Annotated in this window: 1 protein-coding gene (running past one end of the window); it reads right to left on the bottom strand. The window is 74.9% G+C overall.

The window, feature by feature from the left end:
* Nucleotides 1-302: 302 nt before the first annotated feature.
* Nucleotides 303-17,600 carry the 3' portion of a type I polyketide synthase gene (locus A4R25_RS02325; RefSeq protein ID WP_064446437.1) on the bottom strand. Its footprint extends 12,525 nt past the window's final position, so the window shows 17,298 of its 29,823 coding nt (coding positions 12,526-29,823); its start codon lies off the right edge, out of view — the gene reads right to left on this strand; the stop codon is at nucleotides 303-305.

Raw genomic sequence — 17,600 nt, 5'->3', positions numbered from 1 at the left:
CACGGACGCCACAAGCCGCGAAGATCCAAACCCATTCAGCCGACCACGAATTGCCAGACAAAATGGCGTTTCAGCCCCCCACCAGGTCTTACGCGCCGGACGAAAGGTAATTGTCGCCGGACGGCGGTCACAACCCCTAGCGTGCCCCTACGGGTGCCCCTAGGTGGCGGGGGCGCAGGCTGGGCCGACCCGCCCCGCGACCGGTGTGGCGCACCGCCCTCGCGGGGTGCGGCCGGGCGGGTGCGCGGACCCGCCCGGCCCAGCGTGTCACGACCGTCGACAACGGTCGTACGACACCATTCCTAGATCCCCGGCAAATTGCCGCCGGGGCCACCCAGCTCGCGGTGGATGAAATCGAAGATCTCGGCATCGGTGGCGTCGTCGAGGGTGTGCGTGGCCGATTTCTCCTCGACGGGACCACGGTCGTCGCCCCACCGGGCGACGAACGCCTGCAGCTGCACCAGCAGCTTCTGCCGGGTCAGCCGGTCCGGCGCGCCGGCCGCGAAGACACCGTCGAGCCGTTCCAGCTCGGCGAGCAGCGGGGCCGCCGCGGCGGCGCCGTCCTCCGCGAGCCGGTCGCGCAGGTGCCGGGCGAGGGCCGCCGGCGTGGGGTAGTCGAACACCACGGCGGCGGGCAGTTGGACGCCGGTGGCGGCGCGGAGCCGGTTGCGCAGCTCCACGGCCGTCATCGAGTCGAACCCGACCTCGCGGAACGCCCGGTCGGGCTCCAGCCCCGCGTCCCCGCCGTGGCCGAGCACGGTCGCCGCCAGGCCGCCCACGAGGTCGACGAGGACGCCTTCGCGTTCGGCGGGGCTCAGCGGCCGCAGCCGCTCCCGCAGCGCGGTCGCCGCCTCGTCGTCCGCCGGCTGGCGCTCGTCGTCGGCGGGCATCGCCGCGCCCGCCTCCGGGACCCCCGTCAGCAGCGGGCACGGCCGCATCGACGCGAACGTCGGCACGAACCGGTCCCAGCGCACGTCGGCGACGATCAGCCCCGCCTCCGCCCGCAGCGCCTGACCGAACGCCTCGAGGGCCAGCTCCGGGGGCAGCCCCGGCAGGCCCCGCCGACGCAGCTGCGCCTGCTCGGGCGACTCGGGGTCGTCGCTCCACGGGCCCCACGCCACGGCGGTGGCCGCCAGTCCCCCGTGCCGCCGGTTCGCCGCGAGCGCGTGCAGCAGCGCATCGCCGGCGGACTGGCCGGCCCGGCCGCCCGCGCCCCACACCCCCGTGGTCGAGGTGCACAGCACGAACGCGTCGAGCGGGCGGTGCGCCAGCTCGTCGGCGTACCTGGGGACGTCGCCGACGGTGGCGGCCAGGTCGGCGGCCAGGCCGGCGAGGGTCAGCTCGGCGAGCGGCACCGAGCCGGTCTCGGCCGGGACGTGCACGAGCGCGGTCACCGACCGTTCCTCGGCGGCGAGCTGCTCCATCAGGTCGCCGAGCTTGCCCGTGGCCGGCTCGGCCAGCGGGAGCACCTCGGCGCCGTGGCGTCCCAGCCAGTCGGTGGTGTGCCGGGCGAGGGCGCCGGTCCCGCCGGTGAGCAGGACGGTTCCGTTCGGCCGGTAGCCGTCGCCCGCCGCCGGCAGCCCGGTGTCGCGGACCAGCCGCCGGGTGTGCACGCCGGCCTCCCGGACGGCGAGCTGGTCCTCACCGTCGACGTTGACCAGCGCCCCGACCAGGGCCGCGTACGCCGCCTCGGCCGGGCCCGCCGGCAGGTCGACGACTCCGCCGACGTGCCGGGGGTGTTCCAGCGCGGCGACGAGGCCGAGGCCCCACGTGGTGGCCTGCGCCGGGTGCGCGACCGCTTCCCCGTCGACGGCGACGGCGCCGGTGGTGGCCAGCCACAGCGGTACGGCCGGGCCGGAGCGGCCGGTGTGCGCCTGCACCAGCAGCAGGTTCGCCGCCAGGCCGGTCGGCAGTGCGGTCTGCTCCGGGTGCGGCGCCTCGTCCAACGCCAGCAGGGACAGCAGCGCCGTCGGCTGGTGCGCGGCGGCGAGCCGGTCGAGGTCGGCGGCCAGACCGTCGCGGGTGGCGGTGGCCGGGTCGACGGTCAGCAGGTGCACCGCCGCGGCGCCGGCCGTGAGGGCGGCGAGCACCCGGTCGGTGACCTGGTGCGGCGGGGCCACGACCAGCCACGTGCCCGGGTCGGCGCCGGTCAGCGCCCGGCGTTCCCAGGTGACCCGGTACCGCCAGCCGGCCAGGGTGCCGTCGAGCTGCTGGCGACGCCGCCACGACTCCAGTTCCGGCAGCAGCTCGCGCATCGGCTGGTCCGGGTCGAGGCCGAGGCGGCCCAGGTCGCCGTCGGTGACGGCCCGCCAGAACGCGTCGTCGACCGGGTCGGCGACCGTTGCCGGCGACGTGTCGAGGGTCGGCCAGTAGCGCTGCGGCCGGAACGCGTACGTCGGCAGCTCGGGCAGCAGGCGGGGATCCGGGCGGGGGCCGGCCAGCGCGGCGAGCACCGCCGCCCAGTCGACGTCCCGCCCGGTGCCGTCCACGACGGCCAGCGCGGCGAGCAGGGCGGCCGGCTCGTCGGCGCCGGCGCGCAGCGCCGCCACGGCAGTGCCGTCCTCGTCGCCGGGCAGCAGGCCGGCGGCCATCGCCGTCAGCACCGCCTGCGGTCCGAGCTCCAGGAAGGTGTCCACGCCCGCGTCGCGCAGCGCGGCGATCCCGTCGGCGTACCGGACGGCCTCGCGGACGTGGCGCACCCAGTAGTCGGGCGTACGGATCTCGTCGGGCTCGGCGAGCCGCCCGGTCAGGTTCGACACGATCGGCAGCAGCGGCGCGGCGAACGCCAGCCCGTCGAGGACGGCCCGGAACTCGGCCAGCATCGGCTCCATCAGCGGGCTGTGGAAGGCGTGGCTGACCCGCAGCCGGCGGGTGCGCACCCCGCGTTCCCGCCAGAGCCGCTCCAGCCCGTCGAGGGAGTCGACGGCCCCGGCGAGCACCACGGCGGTGGGGCCGTTGACGGCGGCGACGCCGACCCGGTCACCCAGCCCGGCCAGGGACTCGACGACGGCAGCCTCGTCGGCGGCGACGGCGAGCATCCCGCCCCCGGCGGGCAGGGCCTGCATGAGCCTTCCCCGGGCGGCCACCAGCGTGGCGGCGTCGGCGAGGGACAGCACGCCGGCGACGTGCGCGGCGGTGATCTCGCCGATGGAGTGCCCGGCGACGTGCCCGGGCACCACCCCGAACGACTCGACCAGCCGGAACAGGGCCACCTCCAGCGCGAACAGCCCCGCCTGGGTGAAGACCGTCTCGTCGAGCAGCGCCGCCTCGGCGCTGCCTTCGGCCGCGAACAGCACCGGCTTCAGCGGCTGCGGCAGCTGGTGGTCCAGGGCCGCGCAGACCTCGTCGAGGGCCGCCGCGAAGACGGGGAATGTGTCGTACAGCTGGCGGCCGGCGCCGGGGCGCTGGGCGCCCTGGCCGGAGAACTGGACGGCGAGGCTGCCGGCGCGTCGCCGGGCGGTGACCACCGCTGGGTGCTCCTCCCCGGCGGCCAGGGCGCGCAGCGCGGCCAGCCGGGTCTCCCGGTCGGCGGCGATCACGGTGGCCCGCCGGCCGAGGTGGGCGCGGCCGTCGGCGAGCGCCCAGGCGACCAGGCCGGCCGGGTCGTCGCCGGTCGCGACGTGGTCAGCCAGCCTCCCGGCCTGCTCGCGCAGGGCGGGCAGATCGGCGGCGGAGACCGGCCACGGCAGGGCCACGGCGCGGTGGTCGCGTCGCGCTTCGCCGTGCCCCGCGGTCACGTCGAACACGGCGGTGTCGGCGGCGGCGACCGGCGCCGGGGCCTCCTCGATGATCACGTGGGCGTTGGTGCCGCTGATGCCGAACGAGGAGACGCCGGCCCGGCGGGGTCCGTCCGTGGCGGCCCACGGTCGTGCTTCGGTGAGCAGCGCCAGCGTGCCGGAGGACCAGTCGACGTGCGGGGTCGGCGCGTCGACGTGCAGGGTCTTCGGCAGCACCTCGTGTTGCAGGGCCAGCACGATCTTCATCAGGCTCGCCGCGCCCGCCGCGGCCTGGGTGTGGCCGATGTTCGACTTCACCGACCCGAGCCACAGCGGCCGCTCGGCGGTTCGGTCCCTGCCGTACGTGGCCAGCAGCGCCTGCGCCTCGATCGGGTCGCCGAGGGTGGTGCCGGTGCCGTGTGCCTCGACGACGTCCACGTCTGCGGGGGTGAGGCCGGCGTTGTCCAGCGCGTGCCGGATGACCCGCTGCTGGGCGGGCCCGTTCGGGGCGGTGAGGCCGTTGCTCGCGCCGTCGGAGTTGACGGCGCTGCCCCGTACGACGGCGAGGATCCGGTTGCCGTCGCGCTGGGCGTCGGAGAGCCGCTGGAGCAGCAGGACGCCGACGCCCTCGCCCCAGCCCGTGCCGTCGGCGGCCTCGGCGAACGCCTTGACCCGCCCGTCGGCCGCGAGGCCGCGCTGCCGGGAGAACTCCAGGAACGCGCCCGGGGTCGACATCACCGTCACGCCGCCGGCGAGGGCGAGGTCGCACTCGCCGCTGCGCAGCGCCTGCGCGGCCAGGTGCAGCGCCACCAGCGACGACGAGCAGGCCGTGTCGACGGTGACCGCCGGGCCGTGCAGCCCGAACGAGTACGCCAGGCGGCCCGAGACCACGGACGCGCCGTTGCCGGTCGCCTGGTAGCCCTCCACCTGCGAGCGGGCGCCCAGCAGCAGCGTGGCGTAGTCCTGCCCGTTGGTGCCCATGAAGACGCCGGTGGCGGAGCCACGTACCCGGTGCGGGTCGATGCCTGCGCGTTCGAAGACCTCCCAGGTGGTGTGCAGCAGCAGCCGCTGCTGCGGGTCCATGGCGAGGGCCTCGCGCGGGTTGATCCCGAAGAACGCGGCGTCGAAGCCGACGACGTCGTGCAGGAAGCCGCCGCTGCGGGTGTAGCTGGTGCCGACCCGCTCCGGGTCGCTGTCGAACAGGCCGTCGAGGTCCCAGCCCCGGTCGGCCGGCATCGGCGTGACCGCGTCCACCCCCTCGGCCAGCAGGCGCCACAGCTCCTGCGGCGACGACACGCCGCCCGGGAAGCGGCAGGCCATGGAGACGATCGCGATCGGCTCGTCGGCCGCCGGCCGGGCAGAGGCCACGCCGCCGGTGACCGGGCCGCCGTCCGCGCCGACGACGATTTCGGTACGCAGGAAGCGGGCCAGTTCCGCCGCCGACGGGTGGTCGAAGACCACTGTCGACGGCAGGGTCAGGCCGGTGACCCGGCCCAGCCGGTCCCGCAGTTGCACGGCGGCGAGGGAGTCGAAGCCCAGTTCCCGGAACGCCCGGCCGGCGGGCACCTGGTCGGTGGTGGGGTGGCCGAGCACGGCCGCCGCCTCCGCGCGGACGAGGTCGACCAGCAGCGCCTCCTGGCCGGTCGCCGGCAGCGTGGCGAGCCGGTTGCGCAGCCCGTCGGTGGCGGCGGCGCTCTCCGGCCGCTGCCGCTCCTCGGCGACGGCGGGGGCGACCCGGTCGAAGAGGTGGCTCGGCCGTGCGGCGGTGAACGCCGTGACGAACCGGGACCAGTCGACGTCCACGATCACCGGGGCCGCCTCGGGGGCGTTCACCCAGCGGCCGAGCGCCGCGACGGCGGCGTCGGGCGCGAGCGGGCTGAACCCGCGGCGGCGCAGGCCGTCGGCGGTCTCCCCGGCGGCCATGCCGTCCTCCGCCCACGGGCCGTACGCCAGCGCGGTGGCGGGCAGGCCCTTCGCCCGGCGGGCTGCGACGAGGGTGTCGAGCAGGGCGTTGCCGGCCGCGTAGCCGGCCTGCCCGCCGCCGCCCCAGACACCGGCGACCGAGGAGAAGACCACGAACGCGTCGAGGTCGCGACCCCGGCAGGCGGCGTCGAGGTGCAGGGCGCCGAGCACCTTGCCGGCCAGGGTGTCCGACAGCTCGCCGTCGGTCACCTCGTACGCCGGGGTGGTGCCGCCGGACGTCCCGGCGGTGTGCACGACGGCGGTCAGCTCCGGCAGGTCCGCCACGAGGGCGTCGACGGCGGCCCGGTCGGTGACGTCGCACCCCACCACCCGCACCGCACCCAACTCGGCCACCAACTCCGCCGCACCCGGCGCCCCCGGACCCCGCCGCGAGGCGAGGACCACCTCACCGGCCCCGTTCGCCAGCAACCACCGCGCCACATGCCGACCCAACGCACCCGTACCACCGGTCACCAGCACCGTCCCGGCAGGCCGCCAACCCACACCCACCGGCGGCACGGCCGGCACCAGCCGCCGGCCGAAGATGCCGCTGCGCCGGATGGCCACCTGGTCCAGGGTGCCGTCGGCGAGGACCGCGACGAGCCCGGCGCGGGCGCCGCGGTCGGCGCGGGCGGGCAGGTCGACCAGGCCGCCCCAGCGGTCCGGCTGTTCGAGGGCGACGACCCGGCCCAGGCCCCAGGCCAGGGCCGCCCAGACGTCGTCGACCCGTTCGCCGGCCGTGACGGGCATCGCGGTCCGACTGAGCGCCCACACCCGTCCGGCCAGGCCGGTGTCGGTGAGCGCCCGGACGAGGGTGAGCAGGGCGGCCGTGCCAGCGGGCAACGCCGGCGTGTGCGCCGGGGGCCGGTCCTGGCGGGGCAGGACGCAGAGCACCCCGGCCCAGCCGTCCCCGCTGATCCGGCGCAGCCGCTCGCCCAGGTCGGCGCGGTCGAGGGTGGACGACACGGTGAGCGTGTCCACCCGGGCGCCGGCCTGGGTGAGGGTCTTCGCCACGCCCGCGTCGGCGCCGCTGTCGACGGTGACGATCAGCCACCGCCCGGACAGCCTGGTCTTCGGGTTCGGCCGGACCGGCTCCCACCCGATCCGGTACGACCACCCGTCCAGCGCGGTGTCCCGGGACCGGTGACGACGCCAGCGCGAGAGGACCGGCAGGGCCGGGCCGAGCGTGTCCAGGGCGTCGGGGTCGTCGCCGAGTTCGGCGGCGAGGGCGGCCAGGTCGCCACGCTCGACGGCGGTCCAGAACTCGACGTCGCCGCCGTCCGGGGCGGCCCGCTTCTCGGCCGTGCCCTCGGGCCAGTAGCGCTGGTGCTGGAAGGCGTACGTGGGCAGGTCGACCCGCCGTGCGCCGGTGTCGGCGAACCACTGCGTCCAGGTCACCGGCATCCCGTGCACGTGCAGTTCGGCCAGGGCGTGCAGCAACGCCTGCGCCTCCGAACGGTCACGGCGCTGCACAGCCACCGCCAGCACGGCCTCGTCATCAGGCAGCACGTCGCCGGTCATCGCGGTCAGCACGCTCTGCGGCCCGACCTCCAGGAACGTGTCCACACCGGCAGCCCGCAGAGCGGCGATCCCATCGGCGAACCGCACCGCCTCACGCACATGCCGCACCCAATACTCCGGCATGCAGATCTCGCCTGCGTCGGCCAGGGCACCCGTCACGTTCGACACCACCGGCAACAACGGCGTGGCAAACGTGAGGCCGTGCAGGACCGCGCGGAACTCGGCCAGCATCGGCTCCATCAACGGACTGTGGAACGCATGGCTCACCGTCAGCCGGCGAGTGCGCACGCCCCGGTCGCGCCAGTGCCGCTCCACCTCGTCGAGGGCCTCGACGGCACCGGACACCACCACTGCGGTGGGTCCGTTGACCGCAGCGACGCCTACCCGGTCGGCGAGCCCGGCGATCGACTCGACCACCGCAGCCTCGTCGGCGGCAACGGCCAGCATGCCGCCGCCCGTGGGCAGCGCCTGCATCAACCGACCCCGCGCGGCGACGAGCTGACACGCGTCGGCCAGGGACAACACGCCCGCGACATGCGCCGCGGTCACCTCGCCGATCGAGTGACCGGCCAGCATGTCCGGCACGATCCCGAACGACTCCACCAGGCGGAACAGCGCCACCTCGACCGCGAACAACCCGGCCTGCGTGAACACCGTCTGGTCCAGCAACTCCGCCTCGGCGGACCCCGGCGACGCGAACAGCACGTCCTTGAGCGGACGCGGCAGCAGCGGATCGAGCTGCGCACACACCTCGTCCAGCGCGGCGGCGAACACCGGGAACAGAGCGGACAACTCCCGGCCCATCCCCGCACGCTGCGCACCCTGACCCGAGAACAGCAGCGCCAACTGGCCGCGCGCGGCGGCAGAACCGGTCACGACAGCCCCCGACGGCTCGCCCGCATCGAGGGCTCGAAGCGCGGTGAGCAGGTCGTTGCCGTCGGAAACCACGGCGACGGCGCGCTGTTCCAGCGCGGGTCGGGTGGTGACGGAGGACCAGGCCACGTCCAGCGGACGCGGGGCCTCGTCGGCGGCGAGCCAGCGCGCCCACCGGCCCGCTTGGCCGGCCAGGGCCGCGTCGGAGCGCGCGGAGAGCAGCACCGGTACGACCGGCGGCACGTCGCGGGCGACGACCTCGCCCTCGATCGTCTCGGCGGGCGGCTGCTCGATGATCACATGCGCGTTCGTGCCGGAGATCCCGAACGACGACACCGCCGCCCGACGCGGCCGGTCCACCCGCGGCCACGGGGTGGGCTCGGTCGCGAGGGCCACCGCCCCGGCCGTCCAGTCGATGTGTGGGGACGGCTCATCCACGTGCAGGGTCGGCGGGACGACGCCGTGGCGCATCGCCATGACCATCTTGATCACACCGGCGACACCGGCGGCGGCCTGCGTGTGCCCGATGTTCGACTTGACCGAGCCGAGCCACAACGGCTCCCGCCCCTGCCGGTCCTGCCCGTACGTGGCCAGGACGGCCTGCGCCTCGATCGGGTCACCCAGCGTCGTACCCGTACCGTGCGCCTCCACGGCGTCCACGTCGGCCGCAGTGAGCCGCGCGTTCGCCAACGCCTGCCGGATCACCCGCTGCTGCGACGGACCGTTCGGCGCGGTCAGCCCGTTCGACGCACCGTCCTGGTTCACGGCCGTGCCCCGCACCACGGCGTAGATCTTCCGGCCCTCGCGCTGGGCGTCGGAGAGCCGCTGCACCAGCAGCACGCCGACGCCCTCGGACCAGCCGGTGCCGTCGGCGGACGCCGCGAACGACTTGCAGCGACCATCCTGCGACAGGCCGCGCTGCCGGGAGAACTCGATGAACGTGCCCGGCGTCGCCATCACCGTCACACCACCGGCCAACGCCAGATCGCACTCGCCGGAACGCAGCGCCTGCGCGGCGAGGTGCAGCGCCACCAGCGACGACGAGCACGCCGTGTCCACGGTGACCGCCGGCCCCTCCAACCCGAAGGTGTAGGCGACCCGACCGGACAGCACGCTGCCGGACGTGCCGGTCCCGACGTAGCCCTCCACCTCGGTCGGCAGGTCCATGAGCCGGGAGGCGTAGTCGTGGTACATGACACCGGCGAACACACCCGTCCGGCTGCCCCGCAACCGCTGCGGATCAAGCCCCGCCGACTCGAACGACTCCCACGACGCCTCCAACAGCAACCGCTGCTGCGGATCCATCGCGAGCGCCTCACGCGGCGAGATACCGAAGAAACCGGGGTCGAACTCTGCCGCGCCGTACAGGAAACCGCCGTGGCGCGTGTACGACGTACCGCTGCGGTTCGGGTCCGGGTCGAAGAGCGACTCCAGGTCCCAACCGCGATCCGCCGGGAACTCCCCGATCCCCTCACCGCCGCCGGCCAGCAACTCCCACAGTTCGTCGGGGGATTCCACCCCGCCCGGGTAACGGCAGGCCATGCCCACGATCGCGATCGGCTCGTCGGCGCCGACGACCGTGCCGGCGACCTGTGCGCTGGCCGACGCGCTGACGCCGGCCAGCTCCGACCACAGGTGGTCGGCGAGCGCGGCCGGGGTCGGGTAGTCGAACACCAGCGTCGAGGCCAGCCGCAGCCCGGTGGCCGCGTTCAACCGGTTACGCAGGTCCACCGCCGTCAGCGAGTCGAAGCCCAGCTCCCGGAACGCCCGGTCCGCCGGCACCGACTCCGCACCACCGTGCCCCAGCACCTGCGCGACCAGACCCCGTACCAGCACGTCGATATGGGCGCGGCCCTCGTCCTCGGTGAGCCCGGCGAGCCGGTCGGCCCAGCCGCCACCGCCCTGCCCCGCCTGGCGGCGGGTGCCGGTCACGCCGATCAGGGTGCGCAGCACGGCCGGCACGGGGCCGCCGGAGGTCGCCGCCCGCAGCGCGGGCACGTCGATCACGGCCGGTACGAGGGCCGGACGGTCGGCACGCAGGGCGGCGTCGAAGAGTTCCAACCCGATCTCGGCGCTCATCGGCGTCAGACCCGCCCGCGCGGACCGCGCCCGATCCGCCTCGTCGATCGAGGCGGCCATGCCGGCGGTGTCCCACATGCCCCACGCGAGACTGACGGCCGGCAGACCCAACTGCCGCCGGTGGACCGCAAGCCCGTCGAGGAAGGCGTTGCCCGCCGCGTACGCCGACTGACCGGGCGAGCCGAGCACACCCGCCACCGACGAGAACACCACGAACAGATCCAGATCCAGACCCGCCGTCGCCTCGTGCAGGAACCAACCCGCCGACACCTTCGGCGCCAACACCCCGGCCAGCCGCGCCGCCGTCAGCCCCTCCACGACACCGTCGTCCAGGACGCCGGCGGTGTGCACGACACCCGCCAGCCGACCCTCGGCGGTGACCTCGGCAACCAAAGCGCCGACCTGGTCCCGGTCGGTCACGTCACAGGCGGCGATCCGCACGGACGCGCCCAGCGCCGACAACCGCTCCGACAACTCACCCGCACCGGCGGCCTCCGGACCGCGCCGCGAGACGAGCACCAGCGACCGCACGCCGTGCACCGACACCAGGTGCTCCGCGACCAGCGCCCCGAGCGCACCCGTACCGCCGGTCACCAGCACCGCGCCGTCACCCAAGCTGGGCGTCTGCGCGGCCGTGACGCCGGCCCGGACCAGGCGCGGCGAGTACACCGCGCCCTCGCGGACGGCGAGCTGGCCGCCGGTCGTGGCCGGTTCCCGCAGGACGCCGTCCAGCAGGGCAACCAGCGCGGCGTCCAGGTCGCCGTCGACGTCCGCGAGGACCATGCGGCCCGGGTGCTCCGACTGCGCCGAACGCAGTAGACCCCATACCGCAGCGCTCGCCAGGTCGGTCACCCGGTCGCCGTCGCCGATCGACACCGCACCCCGGGTCACGACCACGAGCCGCGAGTCCGCCAGGGCATCCGCCGCGAGCCAGGACTGCACCGTCGCCAGCACGTCCGAGGTCACTGCCCGGACCGACTCCGGCGTCGCCGCGCCGGGCGCGGGGAACACCGGCAGCAGCAGCGTCCGGGGGACGGACTCCTCCCCCGTGACCGTCGCCACGTCGGCGTACGTGGGCATTCCTACCGGTGCCGGCAGCTCCAGGCCGCCGGTCACCAGCGCCCATCCGGAAAGCTCCCCGGCGGGTGCGGCCTGCACGGCCGGCCACCGCAGCTCGAACAGCGACCGCGAGGCCACGCCCGGCGCGGCCGCGCCGGTCAGCTCTCGCAGGACGAGGGAGTCCATCGACACGACCGGCGCGCCCACCTCGTCGTACGCGGCCAGCCGCAGCCCGGAGCCGTCGCGGGTCAGGCGCACCCGCAGCGTCCCCGCGCCTGCGGCGTGGACCTGCACGCCCTCGAAGGCGAACGGCACCCGTGGTCCGCTCGATTCCTCGCCACCGAGCAGCAGCCCGATCGGGTGCAGGGCGGCGTCCAGCAGCGCCGGGTGCACGCCGAATCCGGCGCTCTCCGTGGCGGCGGCCTCCGGCAGGGCCACCTCGGCGAACAGTTCGTCGCGGCCGACCCAGGCGCGCTGGAGTCCCTGGAAGACCGGCCCGTACGCCAGGCCGTGCTCCGCCAGCGTCGCGTACCACCCCGCGAGGTCCACCTCCGACGTCGGGGCGGGGGGCCAGGTGATCGTGTCGGGCTCGTCGGCGGTGGACGCCTCCAGCACACCCTCCGCGTGCCGGGTCCAGCCCGCCTCGGGATCGTCGTCGGGGCGGGAGTAGACGGCGACGGGACGTTGCGGCGACTCCGACGTGGACACCCGCACCTGAATGCGTACGCCGCCGGATTCGGGGAGCATCAGCGGGGCGGCCATGGTCAGCTCCCGCAGCCGGGAGAGGCCCACCTCGTCGCCGGCCCGTACGGCCAGCTCGACCAGGGCCGTACCGGGTACGAGCGTCAGCCCGGAGACCGTGTGGTCGGCCAGCCACGGGTGCGTGGTCAGGGAGAGCCGGCCGGTCAGCACCATCTCGTCGTCGCCGGCCAGGTCCACTGTCGCGCCGAGCAGCGGGTGCCCGGTGCGGCCGAGTCCGGCCCCGGACACGTCGCCCGTACGCGCCCGGCCGGCGGTGGGCCAGTAGCGCTGGTGCTGGAAGGCGTACGTGGGCAGGTCCACGCGGCGCGCGCCGGTCTCGGCGAACCACTGCGTCCAGGTCACCGGCATCCCGTGCACGTGCAGCTCCGCCAGGGCGTGCAGCAGCGCGTGCGCCTCCGGACGGTCCCGGCGCTGCACAGCCACCGCCAGCACACCGTCGTCGTCGGGCAGCACGTCGGCGGTCATGGCGGTCAGGACGCTCTGCGGGCCGACCTCCAGGAACGTGTCCACACCGGCAGCCCGCAGAGCGGCGATCCCGTCGGCGTACCGGACGGCCTCGCGCACATGCCGCACCCAGTAGTCGGCCGTGCGGATCTCGTCGCCGGCCAGGGCCCCGGTCACGTTCGACACGACCGGCAGCAGCGGCGTGGCAAACGTGAGGCCGTGCAGGACCGCGCGGAACTCGGCCAGCATCGGCTCCATCAGCGGACTGTGGAACGCATGGCTCACCGTCAGCCGGCGAGTGCGCACGCCCCGGTCGCGCCAGGCCCGCTCCACGTCGTCCAGGGCCTCGACGGCACCCGAGACGACGACGGCGGCAGGCCCGTTGACGGCCGCGATACCGAGACGGTCGGTCATCCCGGCGAGAGACTCCGCCACCGCAGCCTCGTCGGCGGCCACGGCCAGCATGCCGCCGCCCGTCGGCAGCGCCTGCATCAACCGACCCCGCGCGGCCACGAGAACGCACGCGTCGGCCAGGGACAACACCCCGGCCACATACGCCGCCGTCACCTCACCGATCGAGTGACCAGCCAGCATGTCCGGCACGACCCCGAACGACTCCACCAGACGGAACAGCGCCACCTCGACCGCGAACAACCCGGCCTGCGTGAACACCGTCTGGTCCAGCAACTCCGCCTCAGCGGAACCCTCCGACGCGAACAGCACGTCCTTGAGCGGACGCGGCAACAACGGATCGAGGTGCCCACACACCTCGTCCAACGCGGCGGCGAACACCGGGAACCCGGCGTACAACTCCCGGCCCATCCCGGCGCGCTGCGCGCCCTGGCCGGAGAAGAGCAGCGCGATCTGGCCGCGCTGGCCGGTGGCGCCGGAGACGACCGTACCGGTGGGGTCGCCGTCGGCGAGGGCGGTCAACGCCGCGACCAGGTCGTCCCGGTCGGCGGCGGTGACGACCGCCCGGTGTTCCAGCGCGGGCCGGGTGGTGACGGAGGACCAGGCCATGTCCAGCGGACGCGGGGCCTCGTCGGCGGTCAGCCAGCGCGCCCACCGGCCCGCCTGCGCCGACAGCGCGGCGGCGTCGCGGGCCGACAGCAGCACCGGCACGACCGGCGGCACGTCGCGGGCGACGACCTCACCCTCGATCGTCTCAGCGGGCGGCTGCTCGATGATCACATGCGCGTTCGTGCCGGAGATCCCGAACGACGACACCGCCGCCCGACGCGGCCGGTCCACCGCCGGCCACGGGGTGGGCTCGGTGGCCAGGGCCACCGCCCCCACCGACCAGTCGACATGCGGCGACGCCTCGTCCACATGCAACGTCGCCGGCACCAGACCGTGCCGCATCGCCATGACCATCTTGATCACACCAGCCACACCGGCGGCGGCCTGCGTGTGCCCGATGTTCGACTTCACCGACCCGAGCAGCAGCGGCCGATCCTGCGGACGCTCCTGCCCGTACGTCGCCAGCAGAGCCTGCGCCTCGATCGGGTCACCCAGCGTCGTACCCGTGCCGTGCGCCTCCACCACATCCACCTCGGCGGTGGTGAGCCGGGCGTTCGCCAGCGCCTGCCGGATCACCCGCTGCTGCGACGGACCGTTCGGCGCCGTCAAGCCGTTCGACGCACCGTCCTGGTTCACGGCCGTGCCCCGCACCACCGCCAGCACGCGGTGCCCGTTGCGCCGCGCGTCCGACAGCCGCTCCACGAGCAGCACGCCGACGCCCTCGGACCAGCCGGTGCCGTCGGCGGACGCCGCGAACGACTTGCAGCGACCATCCTGCGACAGCCCGCGCTGACGGGAGAACTCGATGAACGTCCCCGGCGTCGCCATCACCGTCACACCACCGGCCAACGCCAGATCACACTCGCCGGAACGCAACGCCTGCGCGGCGAGGTGCAGCGCGACGAGGCTGGAAGAACAAGCGGTGTCGACGGTGACCGCCGGGCCCTCCAACCCGAAGGTGTAGGCGACCCGACCGGACAGCACGCTGCCCGACGTGCCCGTGCCGACGAAGCCCTCGGCGTCCGGCGGCAGGTCCATCAGGCGGGAGGCGTAGTCGTGGTACATGACACCGGCGAACACACCCGTCCGGCTGCCCCGCAACCGCTGCGGATCAAGCCCCGCCGACTCGAACGACTCCCACGACGCCTCCAACAGCAACCGCTGCTGCGGATCCATCGCCAGGGCCTCGCGCGGCGAGATACCGAAGAAACCCGGGTCGAACTCCGCCGCCCCGTACAGGAAACCACCATGGCGCGTGTACGACGTACCGCTGTGCTCCGGGTCCGGGTCGAACAGGCTCTCCAGGTCCCAGCCGCGATCGGTGGGGAACTCCGAGATCCCGTCGCCGCCGCCGGCCAGCAACGCCCACAGCTGGTCCGGACTGTCGACGCCACCGGGGTAGCGGCAGGCCATGCCCACGATCGCGATCGGCTCGTCGGTACCGGCGGTGAGCACCGCCGTCTGGCGGGCGGTGATCTGCCCGGAGACCTGCTCGTGCAGGTGGTCGGCGAGCACGGCCGGGGTCGGATAGTCGAACACCAGCGTCGAGGCCAGCCGCAGCCCGGTGGCCGCGTTCAACCGGTTACGCAGGTCCACCGCCGTCAGCGAGTCGAAGCCCAGCTCCCGGAACGCCCGGTCCGCCGGCACCGACTCCGCACCACCGTGCCCCAACACCTGCGCGACCAGACCCCGCACCAGCACGTCGATCTGGGCGCGCGCCTCGTCGGGCGCGAGGCCCGCGAGCTGGTTGGCCCAGTCGCCGCTCCGCGCGGCCCGTCGCCGGGACGCCGTCGACCCGATCAGGGTACGCAGCACGGCCGGCGCCGGGCCGGCGCCGAGCGCTGCGCGCATCGCCGGTACGTCGATCACAGCCGGCACCAACGCCGGCCGCTCCGCCACCAGGGCGGCGTCGAAGAGTTCCAGCCCGATCTCGGCGCTCATCGGTGTCAGACCCGCCCGCGCGGACCGCGCCCGGTCCGCCTCGTCGATCGAGGCGGCCATGCCGGCCGTGTCCCACATCCCCCACGCCAGACTCACCGCAGGCAACCCGAGCTGCCGCCGGTGGACCGCCAACCCGTCCAGGAACGCGTTACCCGCCGCATACGCCGACTGACCCGGCGAACCCAACACACCAGCAACCGACGAGAACACCACGAACAGATCCAGATCCAGACCCGCCGTCGCCTCGTGCAGGAACCAACCCGCCGACACCTTCGGCGCCAACACCCCCGCCAGCCGCTCCGCCGTCAGCCCCTCCACGACACCGTCATCCAACACACCAGCGGTGTGCACCACACCCGCCAGCCGACCCCCGGCAACGACCTCCGCCACCAGACCGAACACCTGGTCCCGGTCCGTCACGTCACAGGCAACGACCCGCACCGACGCACCCAGCGCCGACAACCGCTCCCACAACTCACCCGCACCCGCGGCTTCCGGACCACGCCGCGACACCAGCACCAGCGACCGCACACCATGCGCCGACACCAGATGCTCCGCCACCAACGCCCCGAGCGCACCCGTACCACCGGTCACCAGCACCGCACCGCCACCCACGACCGGCGTCTCCACCGACACCGGGGCGACCGCACGCACCAGACGCGGCACGAACACCTCACCCGCACGCACCGCGACCTGACCACCGAACGCCACCGGCTCGTCGGCCACCGTGGTCAGCACACCCAGCAGCCCGGCGTCCACGTCGCCGTCCACGTCCGCCAGCACGATGCGGCCCGGGTGCTCCGACTGCGCCGAACGCAGCAGACCCCACACCGCCGCACCGGCCAGGTCGGACACCCGATCGTCCGCCGCCACCGACACCGCGCCCCGGGTCACCACCACCAGCCGCGACTCCGCCAGCGCGTCCGCCGCCAGCCAGGACCGCACGGTCGCCAGCACGGCCGTGGTCGCCGCGCGTACCGCGTCGGGGACGGCGCTCTCCGCCGCGTCGAGCGGCAGCAGCAGCGCCTTCGGTGCGATCGTCCGGCCGGCGTCGACGGCCGCGACGAGCGCCTCGACGTCGCCGTACGCCGGCAGGTCGGCGGTTGCCGGCGAGCCGACCAGCGCCCAGCCGGAGAGGTCCCCGGCGGCGGCGATCTCCTCGGCCTGCCAGGTGAGTTCGAACATCGCGCGGGCCGCCGCGCCCGCCGCGGTCACGCCGGTCAGCTCGCGCAGGGCGAGGGAGTCGACCGAGACCACTGCCGCGCCCGACTCGTCGCACGCGACCAGGCGCACCGCCGAGCCCGCACGCGTGAGCCGCACCCGCAGCACCCGCGCGCCCGAGGCATACACCTGCACACCCTCGAACGCGAACGGCACCCGCGGCCCACCCGGACCCTCCGCACCCACCAGCAGCCCGATCGGATGCAGCGCCGCATCCAGCAGCGCCGGGTGCACACCGAAGCGCGCCGCCTCCGTCGCCACCTCATCCGGCAACGCCACCTCGGCGAACAGCTCGTCGCCGCCCGTCCACACCCGGCGCAGCCCCCGGAACACCGGCCCGTATGCCAGGCCACGCTCCGCAAGCACCGGATACCAGCCCGCCACGTCCACCTCGGACGCACCGACTGGCGGCCACTCCCCCACGCGCGGCTCGTCGGCCGACGCCGGCTCCAGCACGCCCTCCGCATGCCGCACCCAGTCAGCCTCCGGATCACCCTCGGACTGCGAGTGCACCGCCACGACCCGGGTGCCGGTCTCGTCGGCCGCGCCGACGCGCACCTGCACCCGCACCGCGCCGGACTCCGGCAGCACCAGCGGCGCGGCCACGGTCAGCTCCCGCACCCGCGACGCACCCACCTCGTCACCCGCCCGCACCGCCAACTCCACCAGGGCAGCGCCCGGCACGATCACCGCGCCGGAGACGACGTGGTCGGCGAGCCACGCGTGCGTCGACGTCGACAGGCGGCCGGTCAGCACCACCATGTCCTCGCCGGCCACGGAGACCGCCGCGCCGAGCAGCGGGTGCCCGGCGACGCCGAGGCCCGCCCCGGACACGTCGGCGGTACGCGTCTGGCCCGCGCCGAGCCAGTACCGCTGGTGCTGGAAGGCGTACGTGGGCAGGTCGACCCGGGCGGCGCCGGCGTCGGTGAACCACTGCGTCCAGGTCACCGGGACACCGTGGACGTGCAGGTCGGCGAGGGCGTGCAGCAGTGCCTGCGGGGC

Origin of the sequence: Micromonospora sp. NBRC 110037, from assembly GCF_001652995.1 — a bacterium.
In the GTDB taxonomy this organism is placed as follows: Bacteria; Actinomycetota; Actinomycetes; order Mycobacteriales; family Micromonosporaceae; genus Micromonospora; species Micromonospora chalcea.
Note: the sequence above shows the minus strand (reverse complement) of the source record. Positions and strands in the feature narration are given on the sequence as shown.